The organism is Maribacter sp. Asnod1-A12 (assembly GCF_045063735.1).
In the GTDB taxonomy this organism is placed as follows: Bacteria; Bacteroidota; Bacteroidia; order Flavobacteriales; family Flavobacteriaceae; genus Maribacter.
On the sequence record NZ_JBEFNZ010000006.1, the window covers coordinates 4006139 to 4031394 of the forward strand.

Here is a 25256-nt window from a genome sequence, read left to right on the forward strand (position 1 = left end):
ACAACTATATATCGTCATCCCTATCTGCAATTAAACTAACATGCTCAAATAATATTTTCACATTTAATGGAAAAACCAACTAAAATCATTCGATTATTTGTCCCCTAGACAACAAAACCTTTTTCAATTGCGTATAATCAACATTTTGTACTGCAGTATTCTCATCTATTGCCATAACGGCCGCCGCAGCTGCCGATTGTCCCAATATCATGAAAACTGGTTCCATTCTAATAGATCCAAAAGCTATATGACTTGATGAAACACAGACGGGAACAAGTAAATTTTCACATTCGCTTTTTTTAGGTACCAACGAGCCATAAGAAATGGTATATGGACCGTTAGTTTCTACTCCAATATCTCCTTCATTTTGCACATAACCATCTGGTTTTATATAACGTTGTGCATTGTGAGAATCCATAGTATATGAACCTAATCCTATTGGGTTAGGAGTCTTACTCTTTTTTAATAGTTCATTTTCTGTCATTACAAATTCACCTACCATTCGTCTTGCTTCTCGAACATAAATTTGATGTGGCCAATTACCATTATCCACAAATTCATCTTTAGCTAACCCCCATTTTTGCATTTCCATTTGAATATTTTTTGGCACTCTAGGGTCATTTGCTACAAACCATAAAAGTCCTTTTTGGTATTGCTCGTGTTCTTTTATAATCTCTTTTCTTCTTTCATAAGAAGCCTCTGGATAATCATAATTCATTCCGATATTGTCGCTACTAAACGGTCCATGATTATTTGTATCTGTCTTATGATTGGGAATGGCATCAAACTTATTGAACCATTCATTCCAACCTGAATCAAATACACGAGCAAGCAATTCATATTGCATTGGGTCATAACCTTCAGGCTTTGGAAAAGGTACTCTATTGGCTTCATGATTAGTCATACAAGTACGAAAACAATATGCTTGAATCTTATGGTCCCCATCATGCTTCTTACCTGGTGCTTTACCGGAAACCCTAGGTAACAAACCACTAGTTGAATCCCCTGGTATTATATAAGGGGATATATTAGATTGAAACCAATGTTTATGATGTAAAACACCTGTCTGCACTCCATTCCATTTTTCTCCATAAACATCTTTGCCTTCCCTACCTACATGATAACTTACTCCAGCAGCAGCCATTAAATCACCTTCGTAGGTTGCATCTAAAAAAACTTTAGCCGAGTATGTTTTACCTGTCAACGTAGAAATTGATTTAATAGTTCCGTCTTCTACAAGTACACCATTCTCCCGATTTAACCATTCATCTCTATCAACCCTAATTTCATTCTCTTTAATTAAATCCTCAAAAACATTTTCTGCTACATGAGGTTCAAAAATCCACATAGTCCTATTTTCTCCATCCATGGCAGGTGTACCTTGTCCTGTATTTCCATATTCACTTTTAGGTTGCCATTTCCAAGCCTCATCAGTATTATAATGCTTATAAATTCTTTGATAAAATTCTCTTGCAAGTCCTCCAATTACACTTTTATCACCAGTATCAGTCCATCCTAATCCTCCAGAGGTCAACCCTCCCAAATGCTTGTCTGGAGAAACGACTATAACCGATTTCCCAGAGCGTTTTGCCTCTACTGCTGCCGTTATTGCCGCTGAAGTTCCCCCATAAATAATAATGTCTGCTGTGATTGTTTCTTTTACATCTGTAGATTTATCCTCACATGAATACAAAATCAAAGTTGAAATCATCAACACTACCATATGAAGTACGAAACGGCTTATACTTTTCATTTGTTTTGATTTTTAGAGTAGGTATTGGATGTTATTTCAAGTAATTCTTTTTTCATTTCTTCTACCAATTCAAAATGCTCGTTAATTAAATCATTAGATTCAGATTCATCCTCCGCCAGATTATATAATTGACCCTGTAACTCATTCTCGTTTGGCTGAATATATTTCCAATCCCCTTTCCGCAATCCCATTTGACCATTGGAAGATTGTACTACGACAGTATTTCTAATATTATTTTCCTTTCCCAAAAAGTTTAAGGATTGATCATAACTATCTATCGCAACATTCTCTGGCAAGTCATAATTGACAAGAGCTCCTAAAGTTGCCATTACATCGTTTAAAGCAAAAATCTTATCCGACTTCATACCTGTCGGAATTTTACCTGGCCATTTTGCTATAAATGGCATACGCACCCCGCCTTCCCATATTGTCCATTTAGACCCTTTAAGATTACCATTTGGATGATGCTCTTCGGAGTCATTATGTTTTTCTTTTACACTTGCTAAATCATTACTAGGGTTGGCGTTATTTATATGTATACCAGTTCTTTCAAATTGCGACCCATTGTCACTAGCAAAAAGTATTAGGGTATTATCCGCCTGCCCAGAACTCTCAAGTGTATCTAATATTTGACCAATATAAGTATCCAATTCAGCAACATAATCACCATAGGTTCCAGCTTTTGTTTTCCCAATAAACTCATCACTTACCGACAATGGAATGTGTGGTACATAAGGAGCAAAGTATAGAAAAAACGGATTTTTATCTGGTGACCTGAATCTCTGACTTAAAAATGCGATACTTTTTTTAGTAAGTAGTTTTAAATACTCGTTAGATGGAATAATTTCAATATGTTCCTTACCCTTGGCAGCATCTATATTATAAAATTCATGTTGTAAGGCCGCAACTATATCATTACCTTCCATTACCCAGCATTCACTCGCACAGCTAAACCCATACCAATTTTCAAAACCCTTATCAACAGGACCATTTTCAATTGGTTTGCTCAAATCGATATTTTTACCATTATTTTCTGATTTAAACTGACCGTATCCCGCTGGTTTAAGTCCGTCCAATGTTGGAAAATTTGCTCCTAAATGCCATTTTCCAAAACCTGCCGTCGTATAACCCGCTTCCTGTAACATTTTTGGAAGTGTTAATTGACCATCGCTTATCATGGAAGGTTCATAATTTGCAAGTACACCGGATTTTTTCCAACTTCTAAAGGGATAAGTACCGGTCATCAGCGCATATCTTGATGGTGTGCAAACCGAGACAGGACAATAGGCATTGGTAAAACTGATACCTTCAGATGCCAATTTATCCAAATTGGGCGTAGGCACTAAAGATTGACCATTATATGAACCCAAATCTCCGTAACCAAGATCATCGGCTAATATTAAGATAATGTTTGGCAAAGTTCTTGATTCCTCTTTTTTCTCTTTACAAGATGTGAAAACCAAAACACATAACGCTAAAACACTACTAAAGCAATACTTTCTTAACCAAAATTTGGTGGCTTTTTCATTAGCAATTTCTTTTAATGGCTTCATAATTAAAACAATTATAATTTGATTAATTATTTAAGGTGTTGACCATTTTTTAGTAGAATGGATTTCAAACTTTCATAAGGTACATCCTGAACTGAATTGTTTGAATCAATTGCCAACGATGCAGCAGTAGCCGCTGATTCACCTAAAACCATAAATACCGGTTCCATTCTTATAGAACCAAAAGCTATATGGGTGGAGCTTAGGCAGACCGGTACGATTAGATTTTCACATTCTTCCTTTTTTGGTGTCAAAGATTTGTAGCTTATAGGGTATGGATCAAAGCCATGCGCTTCAACGTTACCTTCATTTTGAACAAAACCGTTAGCATCTACGTAACGTTGTACATTATGCGAATCCATTGTATATGCGGCTAGCCCAATGACATCCTCTACCACTTCAAGCCCCTCACAATTACGCTGTGTCATAACATAATCGCTTACCATACGTCTTGCTTCACGTATATATAGTTGTTGCTGCCAACCATCTTCTCTCTCAAATTCATCTTTGGTTGTCCCCCATTTTGAAGCTTCATCACGAACCTCTTTAGGAATTCTGGGGTGATTGGCCAACGTCCACATTAAGCCCATTTGGTAATTGCGGTGATCTTCTACTATTCTTTCTCTTTCAGCGTATGAAGCCTCTGGATAGTTATAGTTCTTTCCGATATAATCGGTAGAAAATCCAAATCTGTTATTCGAATCGGTCTTACGATTTGGCATACTAGAATTTATTAATGGCAATAGAGGTCCACCTTTATAGTACATATCTCGTACTGACCCTTCTCTAGCTTCATAATTGCGAAATAACAGTTCATAGTTCAACTCATTATAATTATCTGGCTTTATAAAAGAAATTCTATTCTCAGGATGGTCGGTCAAACACATTCTAAAACAATAAGCTTGAACCTTATCATCTCCATTTCCCTCGACCCCGGGTTTTTCATTTATATTCGGTAAAAGTCCGCTCTTAGGATCCCCTTTAATAATATAAGGGTCTACTTTTGGTATAAAATTATGATTAGCTGCATTCTTAGAAATTAATTTGGTCAATGAAACATTGTAATTATTAGCCTGAACACCGTTCAAAGTTTCACCGTATTCCTCATTACTCTCACGACCAACAGTATAGCTAACACCAGCGGTAGCCATTAAATCTCCTTCATAAGTAGCATCAAGAAACACTTTACCGACGAATTTCTTTCCACTTTCCATTGTAATAGAAATGATTTTACCATTATCCATTTCTACACCAGATTCTCTATTCAATCTTTCATTGTATTCTAGTTTTACCTTCTCTTTTTTTAACATCTGATCATAAACCGATAATGCTGCTGAAGGTTCAAAAGTCCACATGGTAGGTTCCCCTTCTTGCGTTCGTGTTTGTCCGCCATCCTTGTAATCGGATTTATCTTCCCATTTCCAATTACTTGAATTGTCATAGTACTTTTTAATGTTCTCATAAAACTCTCTAGAAATTCCTCCTATTGCCTGTTTATTACCTATATCCGTCTGTCCTAAGCCTCCTGTAGTTAAACCTCCAATTCGGCTTGTTGGTTCAATAAGTACGACTGATTTATTCATTCTACTCGATTGAATTGCTGCAGCGATACCAGCTGAAGTACCCCCATAAATAACTATATCATATTTTTTTGTTTGTGCGTTCAAGCCTTGAAACATTAATATGAGTGTGAAAAATTTTATTAGTTTGGTCATATTCTTTATTAATTAGTAGTGTTCTATATGCTATTTTCAAAAATCTTATTCGATTAGAAATTTTTGGTTTTAATTTAAGAGCTGAGCACTCTTTTATAGTCCAACTTTTCAATTACAAATTAATAATTGACTAAAAAGCGGATCAACAGCTTTGAGTGACCCATCATATTTAAAATATATTTGAACAATTAGAGATAAAGAATACAGGCCGGACTAGAGACCTGTATTCCTAACCCTATTTAAATATTAGTAACCTGGATTTTGATCAGCTTGATTAATTGCCGGGTTGTTATTGATTTCATTTTCAGGAATAGGCCATAAAAAACGCTCATCAATAATATTCTTACCAGCTGCCGTAAAAGCTTCCTTAACAGATCCAGTACGTTTTAAATCAAACCAGCGTCTACGTTCCAACAAAAACTCATATGCACGTTCTTGTAAGACCGCATTTCTAAAATCAATGGAACCCATACTAGAAGAATAATCTTCTGAAGAAACTGTGTTCATATCCAAACCATAAGCTCGTCTTTTTATAACGTTCAATCTCTCCGTAGCAAGCGCTGTTGGACCTCCATTTACATTATTTGCCGCTTCTGCATAAATTAAATAAGCTTCTGCAAACCTATAAATAGGCACACTATATACATTTTGTCCAGAAGAGTTAGAAATGAATTTCTTGAAAAGTACCGGTAACGTTTCTGGTAAAGAAACCCATGACCCATCAAAATTCTGATACTCTGTATATAAATTAAATTCCTTTCGTAAATCGTTATCGTCCCAACTATCACCAATAAAAGAATTTGTATCGGGAAGCCATGCAAAGTAACCTGTAGATGAATAATTATATGGCAATGCCTGCCCTCTATGTATATAAGTTGGAATGCCAGAAGTTTTTGTTTCAGAATGATGTACTGACATAATATCTTCTGTACTTGAATCTACAGCAAACACCTTATAAAAATCATCTGGGCTTTCAACTTCAACAAGGCTAAAAGGACCATTGACAATTACATCATCAGCCTTTTCAGCTGCTGCTTCCCAATTTTCCAAAGTCAAATAAACGTGGGCCAACAACATCTTTGCCCCCCATTTAGATGCCCTACCTGTTTGTGATCCTATTTCACCAAGGCTGTTTTCAGCAGCCAAGGCATCAGCAACAATTAATTCATACACCTTACTTTCTGACTCCCTTGCAGCTTCTACAGTACTCAAATCTACACTTTCATTAGTCTTAATAGGGACTGCACCCCAACCACGTACCAATTCAAAATAACATAAAGCTCTCAAGAAATGTGCTTCTCCAAGGATCTGCTTTTTTGCATCGGCATCTATATCTTCGATTTGCGAAACATTATCTAAAACCGCATTCGCTCGATTGATTGTAGTATACAGGGATGACCAATTTGAAGCACACCTTCCAATACTCGTTTGATCTAATATTTGATCCCAAATAGTAATGGGAGCTTGTGACCCTCTACCCAAAATAAAATCACCATGAAGCTCTGTCATCAAATAATGATTCATTCCAAAAAAGTCACTTTGCAAGCCAGCGTAAACACCAACAATTGCAGCTTGTGCATCTTCTTCTGTATTGTAGAAGTTTGCCTTAGATACAAAATCTTTAGGTACTTCCTCCAATGTCTTTTCACAAGCAGAGAAAGACATGATTATTATTAATCCTAAAACTATATTTTTCATAATGTTATGTCTTTTTAATTAAAATCTAAATTTCAGACCAATCGCATAAATTTTGGCGCTAGGATAACTACTTTGATCATGACCAAAACGTAATCGATCGCTAATATTACTTGAATCCGTCCCTCTTGAGTTAGCTTCTGGATCAATACCAGAGTAATTTGTAAAAGTGAATAGATTTGTACCAGAAATATATAATTGAAGCATATCAAAATCACTAAGCCCTATTTTAGAAACAGGAAAGTTATATGCCAACCTCATCGATTTTACTCGCAGATAACTAGCATCTTCAATAAATCTATCTGAAACTGTTATTTGAGTAGCACTACTAATTTTTGGGTATTTTGCGTTGGGATCAGGATTTTCCGCAGTCCAATAATTTCCAATAATATCTCTAAATTGATTGTTACCTCTTTGGAAAGAATTTAAATGTGTTCCGTTAGTTGCATTGAATAATTCATTTCCTTGAACTCCCTCTAGCATCACATTCAATTCGATACCCTTATAACTAAAGTTAGAAGTTAATCCGTATATAAAATCTGGATGATAACTACCCAAAATCACACGATCCAATGAATTTATCATCCCATCAGGAACACCATCAGCACCACTAACATCTTGATATTTTATAAAACCATTCTCATCCAAACCATCTTCAAGAAGTCCGTAAAAAACACCTAATGGTTCCCCTTCTCGCGCAATATTCGCACTTGGCCATACCGAAGCTTGAGCAGCCCCAAAAATATCACTGTCACCAGCAAGCTCAATCACTTTATTTCTATTAGCAGAAATTTGTGCAGACACATCCCATTTAAATTCTTTTCTCAAAATATCTGCATCAACACTAAACTCAACTCCCGAGTTCTGGATTTCTCCCAGATTTCTAAGAATAGAGCCAAACCCGACACTTGATGGAAGTGGTACCGAAGCAAGCAAGTCTTTTGTATTCTTTTTGTAATAATCAAATACAAACCTTAATTGATTATTGAATAGATTCAAATCAAAACCAACATCTAGTTGCCCTGTAGTTTCCCATTTCAATTCACTATTAGAAATACCGGCAGGGTAAAACCCGATAACGTCTGCTTGATTTTCAAAGATGAACTTTGCTGAATTCAACCTATCTAGCGATTGATAAGGACTGAGCGCGGTGTTACCTGTAATACCGTAACTAGCTCTTAATTTCAAGTTTGAAATAGTTGAACTATTTTCAAGAAAGGCTTCATCTGAAACACGCCAAGCTAAAGCAGCTGATGGAAAATATCCCCATTTATTATTTGCGCCAAACCTAGAGGAGCCATCAGCCCTAATACTAGCCGTAAACATATACTTGCCATCATAAGAATAGTTTACCCTAGATAGAAACGAGGCTAATGTCCAATCAAAATACCCAGACCAAGGATTCCCAATAGTTTCAGCAGCAGCCAAATTATAATTCTCAGTAATATTATTAGAAAAGCCACTTACATAAATACCAGAGTACCTGTTCATCTGCGTTTGATAGGTAGTACCACCTATTATGTTCAAACTATGTTTTTCATTAAATGTCTTTGAATACGTTAAAACATTCTCTGTTAAAAAAGAATTGAAATAATTATTACCTTCTTGAGCAGAACCTCTATCGTTTTCATACACCGTTGGTGTAAATAACTCACTACGTGTATTTCTATATTGTAAGCCTAATAAAGTCTTAAAAGAAAGGTTAGGCGTAATTTGAAAATCGAAAGTAGCGTTTGCTAATACACTATTAGCGAAACTAAGATTCTTATTAAGTGTAGATAATAAAGGGTTTCTCATATCAGCAGATCCAAAATTATAAATCTGGCCAATTTGAGTAGGAAGTCCATCTTCATCATATAAAGGTAATGTAGGTGGTGCCGAAGCAGCAGCAGAAAGCATTGATGTACCTCGATATCCATTGTCTACATTAACCGATTGAGTCTCACTTCTTGACAACTGAAGATTAATACCCATTTTTAACCAGCTTTTCAATTCTTGATCCAAATTAACTCTAACAGAGCCTCGTGTAACTCCTGAATTTTTTATGATTCCTTCTTGATCATAATAATTACCAGAAATAGAATATCTACCTTTATCTGAACTACCAGAAAAAGTGATTGTATGGTTCTGTACAGGTGAAGTTCTAAAAATGGCATCTAACCAATCAGTTCCTGGGTTTTGAATTTCATCAATATTAAAACTTGGCTCTAAGCCTTCATTTTTTAACCATTCATTTGCTATAACGGCATATTCCTTTGCATTGAGTACATCATATTGATTTATAGTTTGTTGCATACCAAAGTAATTATTTACTTCAATTTTACTTTCTTGATTTTTTACACCTCTTTTAGAAGTAATTATTACTACACCATTAGCGCCACGTGAACCATAAATTGCGGTAGCAGATGCATCCTTTAAGATATCAACCGATTCTATATCTGCTGGATTCAAGTAGTCTATACCACTGGTAACAGGAAATCCATCCACTACATATAACGGTTGATTGTTACCTATTAATGAATTCCCTCCTCTAATACGTACCTCAATTCTAGAACCAGGAGTACCTGAGTTTTGAGTAACCCTTACACCAGATGCACCTACTTTAAGCGCCTGTGCCATATTGAAAACGGGAACCGATTCTAGGGTTTCAGTTTTTACCTGAGAAACCGACCCAGTTAGGTCTGCCTTTTTCATTGTACCATAACCAACAACAACAACCTCTTCTAAGCCCGCTGCACTTTCTTGAAGTACAATATCAACATTACCTTTCCCTTCTAAAGCAACCTCTCTAGTTGCATAGCCTAAATATGAAAATATTAAGGTTGCGTTTTGATCAGAAACCAAAATGGAAAAATTACCATCAAAGTCTGCCGTTACACCATTGGTAGTTCCTTTCTCAACAATGTTAGCACCTGGTAAAGGAACACCATCAGTATCTACAATGGAACCGGTCACCGTTTTTTGATAGGCTTCGACTTTTTCGTCTTGTCCCTTAACCCTATTTAGCTTTGAATCTTTTTTCAAAAATATTTTACGATCTTTTATTTCGTAAGTAATGTTTTGATCGGTAAAGAGACTTTTAAGAATGTCATCAATTGGAACACGTTTAAATTTTACAGTTACCTTTCTATTTAAATCAACGGTATTTGTCTTAAATAAAAATTTAAACTCACTAAGGCTTTCGATTTCATCTAATACCTCACGAACAGTTGAATTTTCTTTCGCTATAGAAATTTTTGTTTTTTGAGAGTAGGTATTGGCTTGCATCAAAAAACTTATTGTCAAGAAAAAAAGAAGCGATAACTTCATTTTTAGGTCATAATTTAAGCGCCGAGAGAGAAACCCCTTCGACATTGGTGGTTTTTTCATAATTTTGAGTGTTTATTTGTGATTACGCTTTAAGTGTGATCATTTTTATAATCGGGAAATGTTCCAGCATTTTCCGATTTTTTTTCGTCCTCTCGAAATATTAAAATGATCTAATGATGTTTGTTGATTTTAGCTCATTGTATTTAAGTTTTAATTGATTATTATTTTATTCTCTACTATTTGATATTCAATTTGATAGACTTTATTGAAATAACTAAACACTTCTTCTATTGTCTCGTGTTTAGTTTCAATTGTTGCATTAAATTTCTCGTTAGCTAGCACTACATTATTGTTAATTATGACCACATTATAATGTCGTTCTAGTTTTTGGATTATATTTTCGAAAGAAACATTTCGAAAAACAAGATTTCCCTTCATCCAAGAGGTATAAAGCGCTGTATTAACTTTTTGATTGATTATATTTTTATCCGTTTTATTGAATACGCCCATATAACCCGGTTCTAAAAAGACTTCTTCTATTTCTTTCTTACTTTCTTTAGAAGACAAACCAACAGAACCTTCAACAAGAACAACCTCCGTCTGCTTATCTTCGTCATAATTGGTCACATTGAATTTGGTACCATATACCTTAACATCTAAATCTTGAACATTTACTACAAACTGTCTATTGTTTTCGTGTATTACATCAAAAAAAGCTTCCCCTCTCAGAACAACTCGTCTAATAGCATCTTTTTCGAAAACAGTAGGATATGTTATTGAACTGCCTGCATTTAAATGCACCCTAGTACCATCTGACAATACAATTCCAAATTGTTTACCATTAGGAACACTCAATGTATTATATTCTAATATTTGGTTTTCCTGCGGTTCATAAATTAATTGATCATCTTTCTTGTTGCCGATAACCTCACCCGAAGTTCCTACAATTTTAGCAGTACCTGTCTCCGTTATTACCTGCTGTTCACCGTTGCCCAACTCTAGTACTATAGAATCTTCTCTTGGTACAACTACATTTGCTGTTTCATTGACCAATAATTTATTTTTCATTATAAATCCAACTCCCAAAAACAAAACCGCAATAGCAGCATACTTAAAAACAGATAACATTCTAATTTTAGTACTTTGCTTTTTGTCCTTATTAATTTCCTTTAAGAGTTTTTCTTTTACTTTATCAAATTCAGAATTGTTCATAGCCAAGTTTATAGAGAAATGGGTTTTAACATATGATTTAAAAATCTTTTGATTCTTATCATCTAATAACCAATTATTAAGAATATCCAAATCTTCTACATCAGCTGACTGAGTAAAATATTTAATGATTCGATTTTCAATATCTTTTGATATCATTGATTGCTTCTCTTTTAATTAATACAAGTGAAATTCTCAATACCCTAACTTTTTTTTGATATTTTTTTCATAATCTCATAATATTTACCGTTTATTTGTTAAATAATCATTTATTATGGATGCTGAAGAAAATAGAAGATTAATTAAAAAACTTATTTCCGGAGAAGAAAAAGCCTACATTTTACTTCTAGAAAAATATCATCAACAACTAAATGCCTATGCGGTAACCTTAACCCATGATCAATCAACCGCACAAGACATTGTTCAAAATGTATTTCTAAAGACTTGGAAATCAAGAAAAAAACTTAATCCAGAATTCTCTATCCGTAATTTTCTTTACAAATGCGTTTTTAATGAATTTCTAAATTCTTATCAGAAAAATAAGAGCGTTGTTTTATTAAATCAAAAGTATATTGAATACTCTCATGAAGTTGCCATAGAAATGGAAAACAATATGATGAGCAAAATGATGGAAATTGTTAACAGAGAAATAAATAAGTTGCCTCCAAAATGCCAAAAAGTTTTTGTACTTAGTAAAAAAGAAGGACTAACCAATAGTGAAATTGCAGATTATTTAGACGTTTCAATTAAAACTGTTGAAGCACAAATAACCAAGGCATTTAAAATATTGAAAGATAAATTAGGTGATAAATATGAAACTATTTTGATGATTATTTTTAACAAGAGAATAGTTTAAAATACTATACCAAATTTACCCCATTACTTTTGTAAGGTTTTAAGATTTCCGCATCTGGATCAAGCTCAGTCACTAAGTCGTTCAATGCATTAATCTCACAAATTTTATAACGATTTACTGTATTTAATTTTTTACTAATTGTTAAAGCAATTAATCGTTTAGATGAATTGATCATAGCTTTTTTCATCTGTGCGATTTCCCAATCAGTCTCAGTTATCCCTTTTTCATAATCTAAATATCCAGTACCTAAAAAACAGATATCTACAGTAATATCCGTTAAGCTATTTATAGAAACCCCACCAGTTACCAACTGAGACTCCTTTGACAACTTACCTCCTATTAAATAAACTTCGTGGTGATTAGACATATTGTTCAAAAGTTCAACTGCCATGGGTAAACTAGGTGTGAAAAAAGTTAAATCCATTTTTTTTGGAATAAGTTTTGCAAGCTCAAGATTAGTTGAACCACCACTAATCATCACTACATCACCATTTTGCAGAAGTGAAACTCCCTTTCTGGCAATTTTTACTTTGCTATCTTGTTCAAATATATCCTTTGATCGATCTGAGTAGGTATTGAATCCATTAGAAATAGCACCTCCATGTACTTTACGTAATTTGCTTAATTCATCAAGTTCTTTAATATCTCTTCTAACTGTATCCATAGATACAGTTAAGATGTTTGCTAAATCTGTCAGCAATACCCTATTATGTAATTGAACTTCCTCTAAAATTATTTGGTGCCTATCACTTTTTTGCAAAATATTTTCTTTAAAACTATTACAAGGATATCAAATTAATAATAAACAACTAGTATTTGCAACAAAATACTGCAAATAATATACTTGATTTTAGAATATAATAAATATTTCGAGAATACATTGCTTAATTGCTATAAAATATTGCAAAACGAGAAATATTCTGCTACGTTTGTTAGCACAACAAGCTAAAACTTTTTATTATGACGAAAACCTATCATGTTCTCTCGGTGCTGTTGCTGACACTATTTTCCCTCGGCACATATGCACAATCCTCAACAGTATCAGGTACTATTATTGCCGAAGACGGTCTACCCTTACCAGGTGCTACAATTCTATTGAAAGGAACTTCTACCGGAGCTTCTACCGATTTCGATGGTAATTTCAGCATCCAATTAACTGATGCTACAAACAAGACTTTAGTAATTAGCTACATCGGATACAAAACTGAAGAAGTAATTTTAACTGATATGAATCAAGTTATCAACGTAACTTTATTAGAAGATTCAAATGCTTTAGATGAAGTTATACTTGTTGGATCTTCTGTCACCCAATCAAGGAAAAAACTTGGTAACGCCATTACTACTGTTAAGTCGGTAGAATTGGTAAAAGCTGCACCTGTCAATATTACTAGTTCTCTACAAGGTAAAGTACCTGGTGCCCAAATAACACAAAACTCCGGTGATCCAGCAGGTGGTTTTTCCATAAGGTTAAGAGGTCCTAGTACAATTAAAGGTTCGTCAGAACCACTTTATGTAGTTGATGGTGTTATCACCAGTAACCTTACAACCAACGTAACCAACCTAAATGTTGATGCCGGTGATGCATCTCCAGGTCAAAACAGAATGGTTGATATCAATCCTAATGATATTGAAAACGTGAATATCCTTAATGGTGCCGCTGCAGCAGCAATTTATGGTTCTCGAGCATCTAACGGTGTTGTTGTTATTACAACCAAAAAAGGTGGAATTTATGAAGATGGACCTGAATTTAATTTCAAAACTACTTTTAGTGTTAATACGATACGTAAGAAATTGGATTTAAACCTTATTGGTGAAGAATTTGAAACTGTACCTAATAGCGCATTATCTGGAAGACTATGGCCAATTTTCGGTTTCGACGCTAATGACAATAATGCCTTAACAACATATAGAAATTTATCTACGGACAAGTTCGAAACTACCAGATACGATTATCAAGATGAAATATTTCAAACTGGTTTTGGCAGCGACAATTATTTCTCTGCAAAAGGTGGAAATGAAAAAATGGGTTATATGGCTTCTATTGGTTATTTAAGCAATGAAGGTATTATTAAGAATACAAAGTTTGATAGATTTTCTGCAAGAGTTAATTTTAATCATAGAGTAACTGATTGGATGTCATATGATCTTGGACTTTATTATGCCAACAGTAAATCTGATGAAAAACCAGATGGGAATGTCTTTTGGAGTCCTATCAACTCTATAAATATAACCAATAACACTTTCGATATAACTCAAAGGGACGCCAACGGCAATTTAATGGCTGTAGAAAACACCAGAGTAAACCCATTGACAATTATAGAAACTTTCGACATTACTCAAGATGTAAATCACTTCATCCCAAACTTGCACTTGAAAATTAAACCTACCGAAGAATTAAGCATTGATCAAATTATAGGTGTTGACACATACAATCAAAAAGGAAATATCTACATACCGGTATATCCTTATGAAAATGTAAATCCTGCATACTATGATGATGGTTACATTGGTAGTGCCGAGGCGAAGGTATTCAATTGGAACTATGACATTAACATGGCATATAACACCAATATTACAGACAAATTAAATTCGGTTACTACAGCTGGTTACAGCTTTCAAAGTAGTGAACTTTCTTTTGAAGGTACCCAAGGAAGAGGTTTAGACAGTAATAACGAACCAACTATTCCGCTACAAACCCAACCAATTGACACCAATTTGGATATTTACGGATTCTTTTTACAGGAAACATTATCATGGGACAACAAGCTCTTTTTAACATTAGCCGGTAGAATTGATGGTGCAACAAATTTTGATGTTGACGAGAGATCAAACTTTTACCCTAAAATTTCCGGTTCGTACGTATTATCAAATGAACCGTTTTGGAATACCGAAAGTTTTTTGAATTCCGCAAGGTTAAGAGCATCATACGGTGAAGCCGGTAACTTAACTGCAATAAGTCCTTACGAAAGATATGGAAGCTACACTTCTAATGATTATTTAGGTTCTTCTACTTTACAACAAAATAATAGATTAGGTAATGAAGGTCTTAAACCAGAACGTACAAAAGAATTTGAAATAGGTACAGACTTAAGTTTCTTTAATAACAGAGCTTCATTATTATTCACCTATTACCGTCAAAACATTGAAGACTTAATTGTAAGTCGTGTATTGGCTCCTTCATTGGGTGGATCAACAAGAACTGAAAATGTTGGTACCATGCGAAACAACGGCATAGAACTTTATGCCAAAATTACCCCTGTAAAAACTGACGATCTAACATGGGGTCTTAATTTCAACTATAGTAGTAATAGAAACAAGGTACTAAGCACTGTAGGTGGCGATATTACTATTGAAAGTGTTACCGGTGCTCCGCCAATTGTAAGAGAAGGTGAAGCTCTAGGCGTATTCTATGGTACTTACTATGCTACAGATGACAATGGCGAATTAATATTATCAGGTGAATCTACAGATGGTAGTCCGGTTGGGGTTCCTCAACAAGAAAGAGGTGACCTTACAACCAATACACCACAGCGTGATGCAGACGGACAACCGACTGGAGATGTTTTAAGAAAAGTTATTGGTGACCCTAATCCAGATTACATCCTTGGAATTGGGACTGACCTTACATACAAGAATTTCAATTTCAGTATGCTTTGGGAAGCAGTTCAAGGTTTTGATGTTTTTGATGCCGATAAAAGAACAAGACAAGGTGTTGGTGTTGGTCAGTTGGCAGCACAAGAGTTGACAGGAGAGCTACCTAGAGGATATATTGCCGGTATATACCCTATAGAAGAATTTAGAATAGAAGATGGTTCTTTTGTTAAACTAAGAGAGGTTTCTTTAGGGTATGAATTCCCTTCTCTATTCAATTCTAGTTTAGAAAATGTAAGACTTTCATTGATCGGAAGAAACCTTATTTCTTTTGACAAATTCTTCAGTTATGACCCTGAGACCAATGCCGGAGGGCAATCAAACTTATTGCGTTCAGTAAACTTTGGTAATGTACCGATCCCAATGACAATCTCATTATCATTAAGCGCTAACTTCTAAAAAGACAAATATGAAAAATATATTAAAAACTATAGCTATCACATTGCTCATTGCTACCACGTCTTGTGATACTGAATATTTGGACCCAAACTCTACATTAGAACCAGATGTAGTAAATAATACTGACAACCTGGTGCGCCTAATTAATGGTGTGCAACAAAGATGGAGTACCGAAAGAACCGGACTAATTTATACAAGCTCACATATTTCTGGGTTAAATACCGATGAATTAAGATTACTGAACCCTGGTAACCTAGGAGAGAATGAAATTCTTTTAGGCGGTGATGATGTTAGCGGCAGTAATGAACTTTTAATTAATATGTGGACAAATGTATTATTGACCCGAAAGGAAGCAACTACAGTAATCGATGCAGCTGATGATGTTAGCGAAAGTACTTCCGTTTCGGGTTCTTTAAAAGCTTATGGTCTATTCTACAGAGCTCTTGCCCATGGTACACTTATTCAATATTTTGAAAGCATACCATTGGAAATTGTTGAGAATGCCGAATTTATAGAACGTTCAGCTGTTTTAGAAAATGTAATATCAGATTTAAACGAAGCCAAAGATTATATTGACGCTGGTTTAGATGCTTCTATAACTGCTGACATTTTTACTTCTGTAGATATAGAAAATTCAGTAAATGCTTTACTCGCAAGATTTAATTTAATGGCTGGTAATTATGACGCAGCAATTACCGCTGCCAATAATGTTAACCTATCCGTAAAATCTACATGGGAGTATGATGCATCAATACCGAATCCATTGGCTTTTTGGTTTGGCTCACAAAATGTTACCCAAGCAAAAGATTTAACTTTTGGTTTACCTACGGAGTTGTTACCTAATCAAGATGATGAAAGAATTCCGTTCTATATTACCGCAGAAGATTTAGAAGCTGAAACCCCAAATTATCAAGTAATAGGGTTTTGGAGTGATAACTTAGATGAAATACCAGTTTATTTACCTGGCGAAATCATTTTAATAAAAGCCGAAGCTTATGCACGTTCTAACGAGTTGACCAATGCCGTTTCTGAACTCAATACAGTTCTGACAAAAACCGCTGATACGGATATTTATGGAATTGGAGCCAATTTACCGGCATATGACGGTACAGTTGAACAATCAGCAATCTTAGACGAAATATACAAGAACAGAAGAGTTGAATTATACTTAACCGGACTTTCTTTAGAGGATAGTAGAAGGTTTGATAGACCAGGCGCAACCGAAACAGATGCGGAAAGAAACAGGGACTATTACCCTTATCCTAACTCTGAAAGAGACAACAATACCAACACCCCCGCAAACCCTACTTCTTAGGAAGTTAAATTCAACAACCACTATCTAAATTGGGACAGTTTCTATACTGTCCCAATTTTTAAATGATAATACCTATTGAAACCAACAACGATCATTTTTATAATTGCTTTTTACTTTGGTCTACTTATGATGATATCATACTTCACATCAAAGAAAAATAGCGATGATACATTCTTTACTGGCGACAAAAAATCTCCTTGGTATTTGGTCGCATTCGGCATGGTAGGCGCAGGCCTATCTGGAGTCACCTTTGTTTCTCTGCCCGGTATGGTAGCCAATAATAACTTTTACTTCTATCAATTTATACTTGGTAATATCGTAGGTTATTTTTTTATCGCCTTCATATTAACTCCTTTATACTACAAACTTAAACTTGTTTCCATTTATACCTTTCTCAAAGTGAGATTTGGAAATAACACGTATAAAACGGGATCACTATTCTTTCTGGTATCTCAATCTTTTGGTGCGGCATTACGATTAATGTTAGCCGCCAAAATTCTACAATATGCAGTTTTTGACTATTTCAATGTCCCATTTTATGTAACCATCATCATTATCCTAATACTGGTATGGCTTTACACTAACAAATCCGGTATTAAAACCATTGTATGGACCGATACTATGCAAACCATATTTTTAATATTGGGAGCTTCAATTACAATATATACGATAATAAATACATTAGATTTGAGTATCAGCGAATCTTTTGAACGTATTACCACACACGATTATTTTAAAGTATTCAATTGGGAACCTGAATCAGGAAATAATTTTTACAAACAGTTTATTGCCGGTATTTTGGTAGCAATTGCCATGATCGGTCTTGATCAAAATATGATGCAAAAAACCCTAACCTGTAAAAATGTTTGGGATGCTCAAAAAAACACCTTGACCTACAGTATCATTTTAGCAATGACACAGTTTCTATTTATGGGGCTTGGTGTGTTAATGTACATCTATGCAAGCGAAATGGGCATACTATTACCCAAGGGCAAAAATGGATTATTTTTAAATACCGACAACCTTTTTCCTAACCTTGCTCTAAACCATCTTGGTACTTTAGCGGGTATATTCTTTATTCTAGGGATTATAGCAGCTTCATTTTCTAGTGTTGATTCTGCGCTTACCGCTTTAACCACATCATTCACTTACGATTTTTTAGATATTTCAAACAAATCGAGCAAAAGAAAAAAGCAATTAAAAAATTTAGTCATTGTACTATTCTCCTGCATCATATTTGTCATCATACTATCTTTTTCTAATAGTAAAGGAGATGTAATCTCATTAATTTTTAAAGTTGCCGGTTATACCTACGGACCATTACTAGGACTATACCTTCTAGGCATGTTTTCCAAAAAAAAATTAAAAGACCAATGGGTTCCTATTGTATGCTTATCCGCACCGATAATCACTTATCTATTGGGTCAATATTCTATAAATACATTCAACTTCGATTTCGGATTTATAAACATAGCAGTCAATGCAAGCTTAACCGTAATGGGCTTATTGCTCATAAAAAAATAAAATTATGAATACGCTTAAACCAACAACAGAACAATCATCAAATTATGATGACTTAGAAAAAATGACCGTTAACGAGTTACTTGTTAGCATGAATCAAGAAGACAAGTCCGTTCCGTTAGCTATTGAAAGAGCCATTCCCTCCATTCAAAACTTTGTAGAACAAACATTAGTTAGAATGAAAAAAGGAGGTAGATTATTTTACATTGGTGCCGGTACAAGTGGTAGACTTGGAGTTTTAGACGCCTCTGAATGTCCACCAACATTTGGGGTTTCAGATGATTGGATTATTGGTTTAATCGCCGGCGGAGACAGGGCATTAAGAAAAGCTGTTGAAAATGCAGAGGATGATGAAGCTATGGCTTGGAAAGATCTTGAAGTTTATAAGATTAATGAAAACGATGTATTACTAGGTATAGCGGCATCGGGCTCAACACCCTATGTGATTGGAGGATTAAAAGCTGCTAATGCTAATGGCGTACTTACAGGAAGCATATCATGCAACACAAATTCATTAGTTTCCAAAATAGCAACATGCCCTATGGAATTAATTGTAGGTCCAGAATTTGTAACAGGAAGTACAAGAATGAAAGCGGGTACGGCCCAAAAGTTAGCACTAAACATGATTTCCACATCTATCATGATAAATCTAGGTAGAGTTAAAGGAAACAAAATGGTAGACATGCAACTATCCAATAAAAAGCTGATTGATCGTGGCACAAAAATGATAATGGAAGAATTAGAAATAGATGAGAATCTTGCTAAATCTTTATTATTGGAACATGGTAGCGTAAGAAAATCGATTGAGTACTATAAACAATAAAATAAGCACATTTAGAATTAAAATAGAACTAGATTGCACGCTTAGGTGAATTAGAGGTGATTACTTAATTTTACCATGTCAAAATGCAATTATGCTAATTTCCGTATACTTTTCAAGACTTATTGTACCTCAATTCACCTGAGGCACTATATTTATTGATAAGATAATTCCTGTATCGGCAAATAGATTTAAAACACTTTAAACCCTCTTTTTAAATAGAAACTAACTTAGTCGCTACTAAATAGTGAACTTTCTTATCTTGATGACATAACCAAACGAAACTATGTTCAGGCTTATCAAACAAGACTTAAAAAACTATTATAATTATCAACAATGATAAGTTAATGTGTACAATAAGAAAAGAACCTAAAGTTGTGTATCTCATTTATACCTCTAACTATATGTAATAGATTAAGCACAGTTTTTATTTAAGCTCATTTACAGCTCTAAAAGCTTCTTCAATGGCCGCATCACTATATGCAGAAGCTGCAGCATCGCAATTCGCAATACTTATATTTCCAATAGGCTGCCGTGCTATTTCATGGGGAGCTTCCCCTTTTTTATATTCTTTATCCCAAAGGTCCAGGTAGTCATAAGAATAACCATGAGACCATCTATTTACGGTTATTGCTAAAATATCTTCAGTTACATCGAACCCCGAAGGTCCCAATAAACCATCTAGAACCGTTCTTACTTCTCTTTCAAAATCTTCGAATTTCTTTTGAAGAAGTGTCATTCTTGCACCCCTAAGCTGGTCGTGAATATGAATATCTCTTGAAGGTGGTTCCATCATTCCCCAAAACATTAAAGGTACTGCCTCATCTTTTTTGTAATCCGGTTGGTAACCAGCAGTATCAACACCTTTGACCAAGTATAATTTGGCATGCATACGTCCTGGACAATATACTCCAGAAATTCCTAATTTATCAAGTGCTTGGCTATTTTTTACCAATACATTGGTAAGAAGCATAGGGTGTTTTACTTGAAATCGTTGGGCTTCTTTTTGATAAGAAGGCAGTTCAGGGCAAATATGTGGTATAATGGCATGGTAACAGGCTAAAACACTATGTTTAGAATTAATCCTTATAGTTTTTCCATTTCTAACGTAGGTTACCTCTACTTTGTTATCTGCATTTTTTACGTTGACTACGGTAGACGATAAACGAATGTTAACTACGTTCTTAGATAAATCTAGCTTTGAATAATCTAGTTTTGCCATAGCTATATTTTCTGCATTAGCTTTAGGACAAACAGCACGTATTAGTGAACACACCAAAAGACGGGCGATGGCGGCATTGCCATCTGGAAACATTGCTACTTCCTCGGCTTCATCTGTCGTGTCGATAATTTTCAAAGCAGATTTACCTAGTTTATGAATACCGGGAAGCCCAGTACTTAGACCTTCAGCTACAGATAAGCTGTGAGGTTGAACTCCCCAATAACTATCTGATGCTTTAATAAATATTTCTATTACTTCTTTAGGTAAGAAACAATATTTCTCTAAAAAATCAGTGTAGCTAGTTTTATATAGTAGCTCTTCAATTTCTTTTTCCGAAAGACTTTCCAACACATCATTCTCTTTCGCATAAAATTCTTTTAGTGCCTTTATACCTTGCTCACTAAAAGGAAAATCATCTATTCGGTCAAGTATATCTTTATTTCTATCATAAATATTAAACCCTGTAATAAGCTTGTTTTCGCCATATGTATCTTCGTCAAACCAAATTGAAGTTTTATCTTGACCGTATGTAAACTTAAGTTTTTTACTTAAGGCATTTACATCAATTCCTAGTTCAACTAAAAAATCTAGCACTGAATCGCCAAAAGAAGTATATTCTAAATTCATGGTTCCACCCCATGACAAACGAGTATTTGACGATTGATTAAACTCATTTCGTTTAGCATGGCCACCAAAATCATCATGGTTATCCAGAATTAGAATTTTTGATTGTACCCCAAATTTTTTTCGATATTCATAAGCAGCGGTTAAGCCGCTGATCCCTGCACCAACAACAATTAGGTCATAATATTCTTTTGAATCTATTGGATTGCTCAATGGAGCACCTTGTCGAGCTAAAGCATGCGCTGTTTCATAAGAACCTTTATGTGAACCACGCATTCCCGTTTTTGTCGGCGGGTAATAATTTGATGGCAACTCATTTTCATTGGTAGCTAAATTACATGACGTTGGCAGCATTAAACCTAAAGAGGTCAGTGCCGCACCTTGTATAAAATCTCTACGAGTAATACCTTTATGCATTCCTAATTGCTCGTCTGTTTTTTTCATTTTATTTTTTTATAAAAATCAAATTTAGGAATGGCAAATCATTACTAAAAATGGTCATTTTTTTTATTGAAAAAAAATAAACCTACAGCCTTCATTACCGTCGCTAGTAATATGCATTTTATAATAAATATTAGTTTTAACAGACTATTAAAAATGGATACCTTAATTTGTTTTCTCTCCCTCTATTTTGTTAAAACTTTATACCGCTGTTGAGACGATGTTTTAAAATTTTGGCTTAGAGCATCAAAAATGATCTCTAACCATTTTAATCACAAATTTTAAAACAATCTTTAATTTTAAGTTTTGGATTTCAGAATTTATTCTGCGCTAAATTGAAGGTTTTAACAAATTTGATAAGAATATTTTTGACAAAACAGACACCTGTAATTTGACTAAAATTTGACTAAGTCAATTATAAGCAGACTAAACCCCTGTTTTAGTACAAACTTTAAATTATAATAACGCCCATTTTTAGTAATGATTTGCCCGTTCTAGATTTGCTTCATCTCTAAAGAACTAAAAAATGAAACCATTTAAAAACAAAATTAATTTATTATCCTTTTTACTCTTATTTTCAAGTATAGGCATTTCTGCCCAAAATATAAAAGGTAAGATTACAGACGCTAACAATCAAGCATTACCAGGAGTAAATATTATTCTACAAGGCACCAATATTGGTACAGCTTCAAATTTCGATGGTAATTTTTCAATTGAAATTACTCCAGAAAACAAAATAATAATATTGAGTTATTTGGGCTTTAAAAAGAAGCTAGTCACCATAACTGAATCGGACTCTGAACTAATTATAGTTATGGAAGAAGATGCCAGCCAATTAGAAGGTGTGATTGTTACAGCAAATCAAACAGCTCAATCTTCTCAAAAAGTGGCACAGAGTATTAGCGTAATTGGTCCAAAATTAATACAAAGAACAGGTGCTAAAGAATTTAGAGATTTCGCTTCTGGTATTCCGAATCTTTCTTTTGGTACGCAAGGTGGTGATGCGGGCGGAAGATTTAATAATGATATTTCTATTAGAGGTATTTCAGGTGATGGCACTTCTGCAATGTACTTAAACGGTGCTCCTCTACCAGAATCTATTAGTCCTAATTTAATAGATGTTTCTAGAATAGAAGTACTTAAAGGCCCCCAAGGAACACTATATGGTTCTTCTACCATGGGTGGAGCTGTAAAAGTAATTACAAACAAGCCTAGTGTTTTTGAAACAACTGGGTTTATTGAAGCAGATTTAGCATCTGTTAAAGAAGGTGATTTAGATTATAACTTACAAGGTCTTATTAATATACCGCTATCAGACAAACTAGCTTTTAGAGCTTCTGGGTATTATAATTTTCAAAGTGGTATATACGATAGAGTTTCTAACAAAAGTATAGATTGGTTGAATGATGATACCCTTTTAACCGAAGATTTTTATGGAGACACCGAAGATTATAATGGAGATGACTTTAATATCATTACAAATGGTTGTGAAGGATGCTCTAGAGAAGATAAAGAAAATGTTGATGATAAAAGAAACTACGGGTTTAATGCGAATCTAGGTTTTTATCCTTCAGATAACGTATCCATAATTGGAACCGTTATACACCAAAGACTAGAAGGTGATGGTTATGATTTTGCCGAAGGCGATGTAGATAGTTTTATTCAAACCAGTAATACTGGATTAGACGAAACATTTGAAGATCAATGGACAAATTATAGTTTAGGTATTAACATAGACACAGAAGTAGGTACCATAACATCTAGTACAAATTATTTAGACAGGTACTTTGTAGAAACAGAAGATGTTTCTGATATTAATTCGTATTGGTGGATAGAGTATGATGAAGACCCTGGAGAGGTACCATTAACTTCTATATGGGGAGGTACTGTAGACAGAGGTGTAGATTCTAAACTTTTTCAACAAGAAATACGCTTCAATTCAGATTTTGACGGCAAATTTAATTTTGTGGCTGGTGGTTTCTACGCCACAGAAACACAAGATTGGAATTACCAAGACGATAGAACTGGCTTAGCTACGTATTTATTATCAGATAATGCTTGGTTCTCTTACCCTGACCCTAACCCAGATACTAGTGATCCTGACTACGAAGACGAAACTGCTTGGGGAGATACAGAAGCAGACTACAACAACATTCTAAATAATAATGAACTACCATGGTATTCCTATAAAGGTAAATTTAAAGACTCTGAATTCGCATTATTTGGGCAGTTTTACTACGACATTACCGAGAAACTTAAGTTCACATTAGGGCTACGTTACTTTAATGCAACTTTAGAAAAAGACATCAATGAGACAGGCGCTGATTTTGGTTTTGTATTCTCTCCGTTTAGCACCAAATTTTCAGAAAGTGGTGTAAACCCTAAATTTAATTTAACATATGAAATTGACCAAGATAAATTAATCTATGCTACTGCTGCTAAAGGCTTTAGAATAGGTGATTCTAATGAATTATTACCTCTTTTTGCCCAAGAAGAATTGGAAGAAGGAGAATGGCCTTCAGAGTTTGGTTCTGATTATATATGGAACTATGAAATAGGTTTTAAAGGTGTATGGTCAAATGGAAAATTAATTTCAAATTTAGCTCTGTTTTACAACAAGTGGGATAATTTACAACAGTATAGACTTCTAGATTCTGGTTGGGGCTATACAGCTAATGTAGGCTCTGCGCACTCTGCAGGTTTAGAATTGGAATTAAGAGGTAAATTATCTAAAAACTTTGAGTTAGGTGGAGGATTAGGTCTTCTAGAGCCAGAGATTGATGAAGGAAGCGAAAACCTTCCTGCAGATAAAGGTGACAAAATATTAGATGCAGCAAGTTTTACAGCAAATATTAACGCCGAATACACGAAGCAAATTTCAGAAAACAAAAGCCTCTATTTAAGAGCAGATTTACAGCACACCGGAGAACGTTTTGGTACTTACGAACCAGAAATAGAACCAGAATTAGTGTACCCTAGTTACACTTTAATCAACGCTCGTATAGGATACACTTTTAACAAAACCCAAATAGCACTATTTGGAAAGAACCTTACAAATACACAAGCAAACTTTGGTAGCATATCTTCTTTTGCTGGTAACCTACCCGGTAGAGAAAGATTCGCAACAAATCGTCCTATTACACTTGGAATCAACATAAAACAAAATTTTTAATATA

The 25256-nt window shown here is 34.6% G+C and carries 14 protein-coding genes; 6 read left to right on the forward strand and 8 right to left on the reverse strand.

The annotated features are described in order from the left end of the window. Positions 1 to 85: 85 nt before the first annotated feature. From ACJJVP_RS17270 to ACJJVP_RS17295, 6 genes are all read right to left on the reverse strand, one after another. Positions 86 to 1753 carry an FAD-dependent oxidoreductase gene (locus tag ACJJVP_RS17270; RefSeq protein WP_405415687.1) on the reverse strand — a complete coding sequence of 556 codons (1668 nt, stop codon included), beginning with the start codon at positions 1751 to 1753 and terminating at the stop codon, positions 86 to 88. Then, entirely contained in the window at positions 1750 to 3306 is a 1557-nt protein-coding gene (locus tag ACJJVP_RS17275; protein ID WP_405415690.1) for an arylsulfatase, read from the reverse strand. The genes ACJJVP_RS17270 and ACJJVP_RS17275 overlap by 4 nt, the downstream gene beginning before the upstream one ends. A gap of 26 nt (positions 3307 to 3332) precedes the next feature. Then, positions 3333 to 5018 (reverse strand): FAD-dependent oxidoreductase, encoded by a 1686-nt coding sequence (locus ACJJVP_RS17280; protein ID WP_405415692.1) that lies wholly within the window; start codon positions 5016 to 5018, stop codon positions 3333 to 3335. A 246-nt stretch (positions 5019 to 5264) separates the two neighbouring features. Next, positions 5265 to 6716, reverse strand: a complete 1452-nt coding sequence (locus ACJJVP_RS17285; RefSeq protein WP_405415695.1) for a RagB/SusD family nutrient uptake outer membrane protein — start codon at positions 6714 to 6716, stop codon at positions 5265 to 5267. Between the two features lie 18 nt (positions 6717 to 6734). Further along, complete coding sequence (locus ACJJVP_RS17290) at positions 6735 to 10022, reverse strand: TonB-dependent receptor (RefSeq protein ID WP_405415697.1); 3288 nt, start codon at positions 10020 to 10022, stop codon at positions 6735 to 6737. Positions 10023 to 10232: 210 nt separating this feature from the next. Beyond that, positions 10233 to 11390 (reverse strand): FecR family protein, encoded by a 1158-nt coding sequence (locus ACJJVP_RS17295; RefSeq protein ID WP_405415700.1) that lies wholly within the window; start codon positions 11388 to 11390, stop codon positions 10233 to 10235. A 115-nt stretch (positions 11391 to 11505) separates the two neighbouring features. Between ACJJVP_RS17295 and ACJJVP_RS17300 the strand changes: the two genes are divergently transcribed. After that, a complete protein-coding gene (locus ACJJVP_RS17300) occupies positions 11506 to 12087 on the forward strand; it encodes an RNA polymerase sigma factor (RefSeq protein ID WP_036153578.1) in 582 nt (193 codons plus the stop codon). A 4-nt stretch (positions 12088 to 12091) separates the two neighbouring features. On the opposite strand, the gene ACJJVP_RS17305 is transcribed toward ACJJVP_RS17300, so the two are convergent. Continuing rightward, positions 12092 to 12847 carry a DeoR/GlpR family DNA-binding transcription regulator gene (locus tag ACJJVP_RS17305; RefSeq protein WP_036153575.1) on the reverse strand — a complete coding sequence of 252 codons (756 nt, stop codon included), beginning with the start codon at positions 12845 to 12847 and terminating at the stop codon, positions 12092 to 12094. Between the two features lie 200 nt (positions 12848 to 13047). On the opposite strand from ACJJVP_RS17305, the gene ACJJVP_RS17310 reads away from it, so the two are divergent. From ACJJVP_RS17310 to murQ, 4 genes are all read left to right on the forward strand, one after another. After that, positions 13048 to 16137 (forward strand): SusC/RagA family TonB-linked outer membrane protein, encoded by a 3090-nt coding sequence (locus ACJJVP_RS17310; RefSeq protein ID WP_405415703.1) that lies wholly within the window; start codon positions 13048 to 13050, stop codon positions 16135 to 16137. 10 nt (positions 16138 to 16147) lie between these two features. Next, the gene (locus tag ACJJVP_RS17315) at positions 16148 to 17452 is read left to right on the forward strand and encodes a RagB/SusD family nutrient uptake outer membrane protein (protein WP_405415706.1); all 1305 of its coding nucleotides are present in this window, start codon (positions 16148 to 16150) and stop codon (positions 17450 to 17452) included. A gap of 126 nt (positions 17453 to 17578) precedes the next feature. Then, on the forward strand, positions 17579 to 18976 hold the full coding sequence (locus ACJJVP_RS17320) for a sodium:solute symporter (protein WP_405415708.1): 1398 nt from the start codon (positions 17579 to 17581) through the stop codon (positions 18974 to 18976). 4 nt (positions 18977 to 18980) lie between these two features. Next, on the forward strand, positions 18981 to 19796 hold the full coding sequence (gene murQ, locus ACJJVP_RS17325) for an N-acetylmuramic acid 6-phosphate etherase (RefSeq protein WP_405415710.1): 816 nt from the start codon (positions 18981 to 18983) through the stop codon (positions 19794 to 19796). Between the two features lie 424 nt (positions 19797 to 20220). On the opposite strand, the gene ACJJVP_RS17330 is transcribed toward murQ, so the two are convergent. Then, the gene (locus tag ACJJVP_RS17330; protein ID WP_405415713.1) at positions 20221 to 22083 is read right to left on the reverse strand and encodes an NAD(P)-binding protein; all 1863 of its coding nucleotides are present in this window, start codon (positions 22081 to 22083) and stop codon (positions 20221 to 20223) included. Between the two features lie 523 nt (positions 22084 to 22606). Here ACJJVP_RS17330 and ACJJVP_RS17335 point away from each other — a divergent pair. Beyond that, on the forward strand, positions 22607 to 25252 hold the full coding sequence (locus ACJJVP_RS17335; protein WP_405415714.1) for a TonB-dependent receptor: 2646 nt from the start codon (positions 22607 to 22609) through the stop codon (positions 25250 to 25252). Positions 25253 to 25256: the final 4 nt, after the last annotated feature.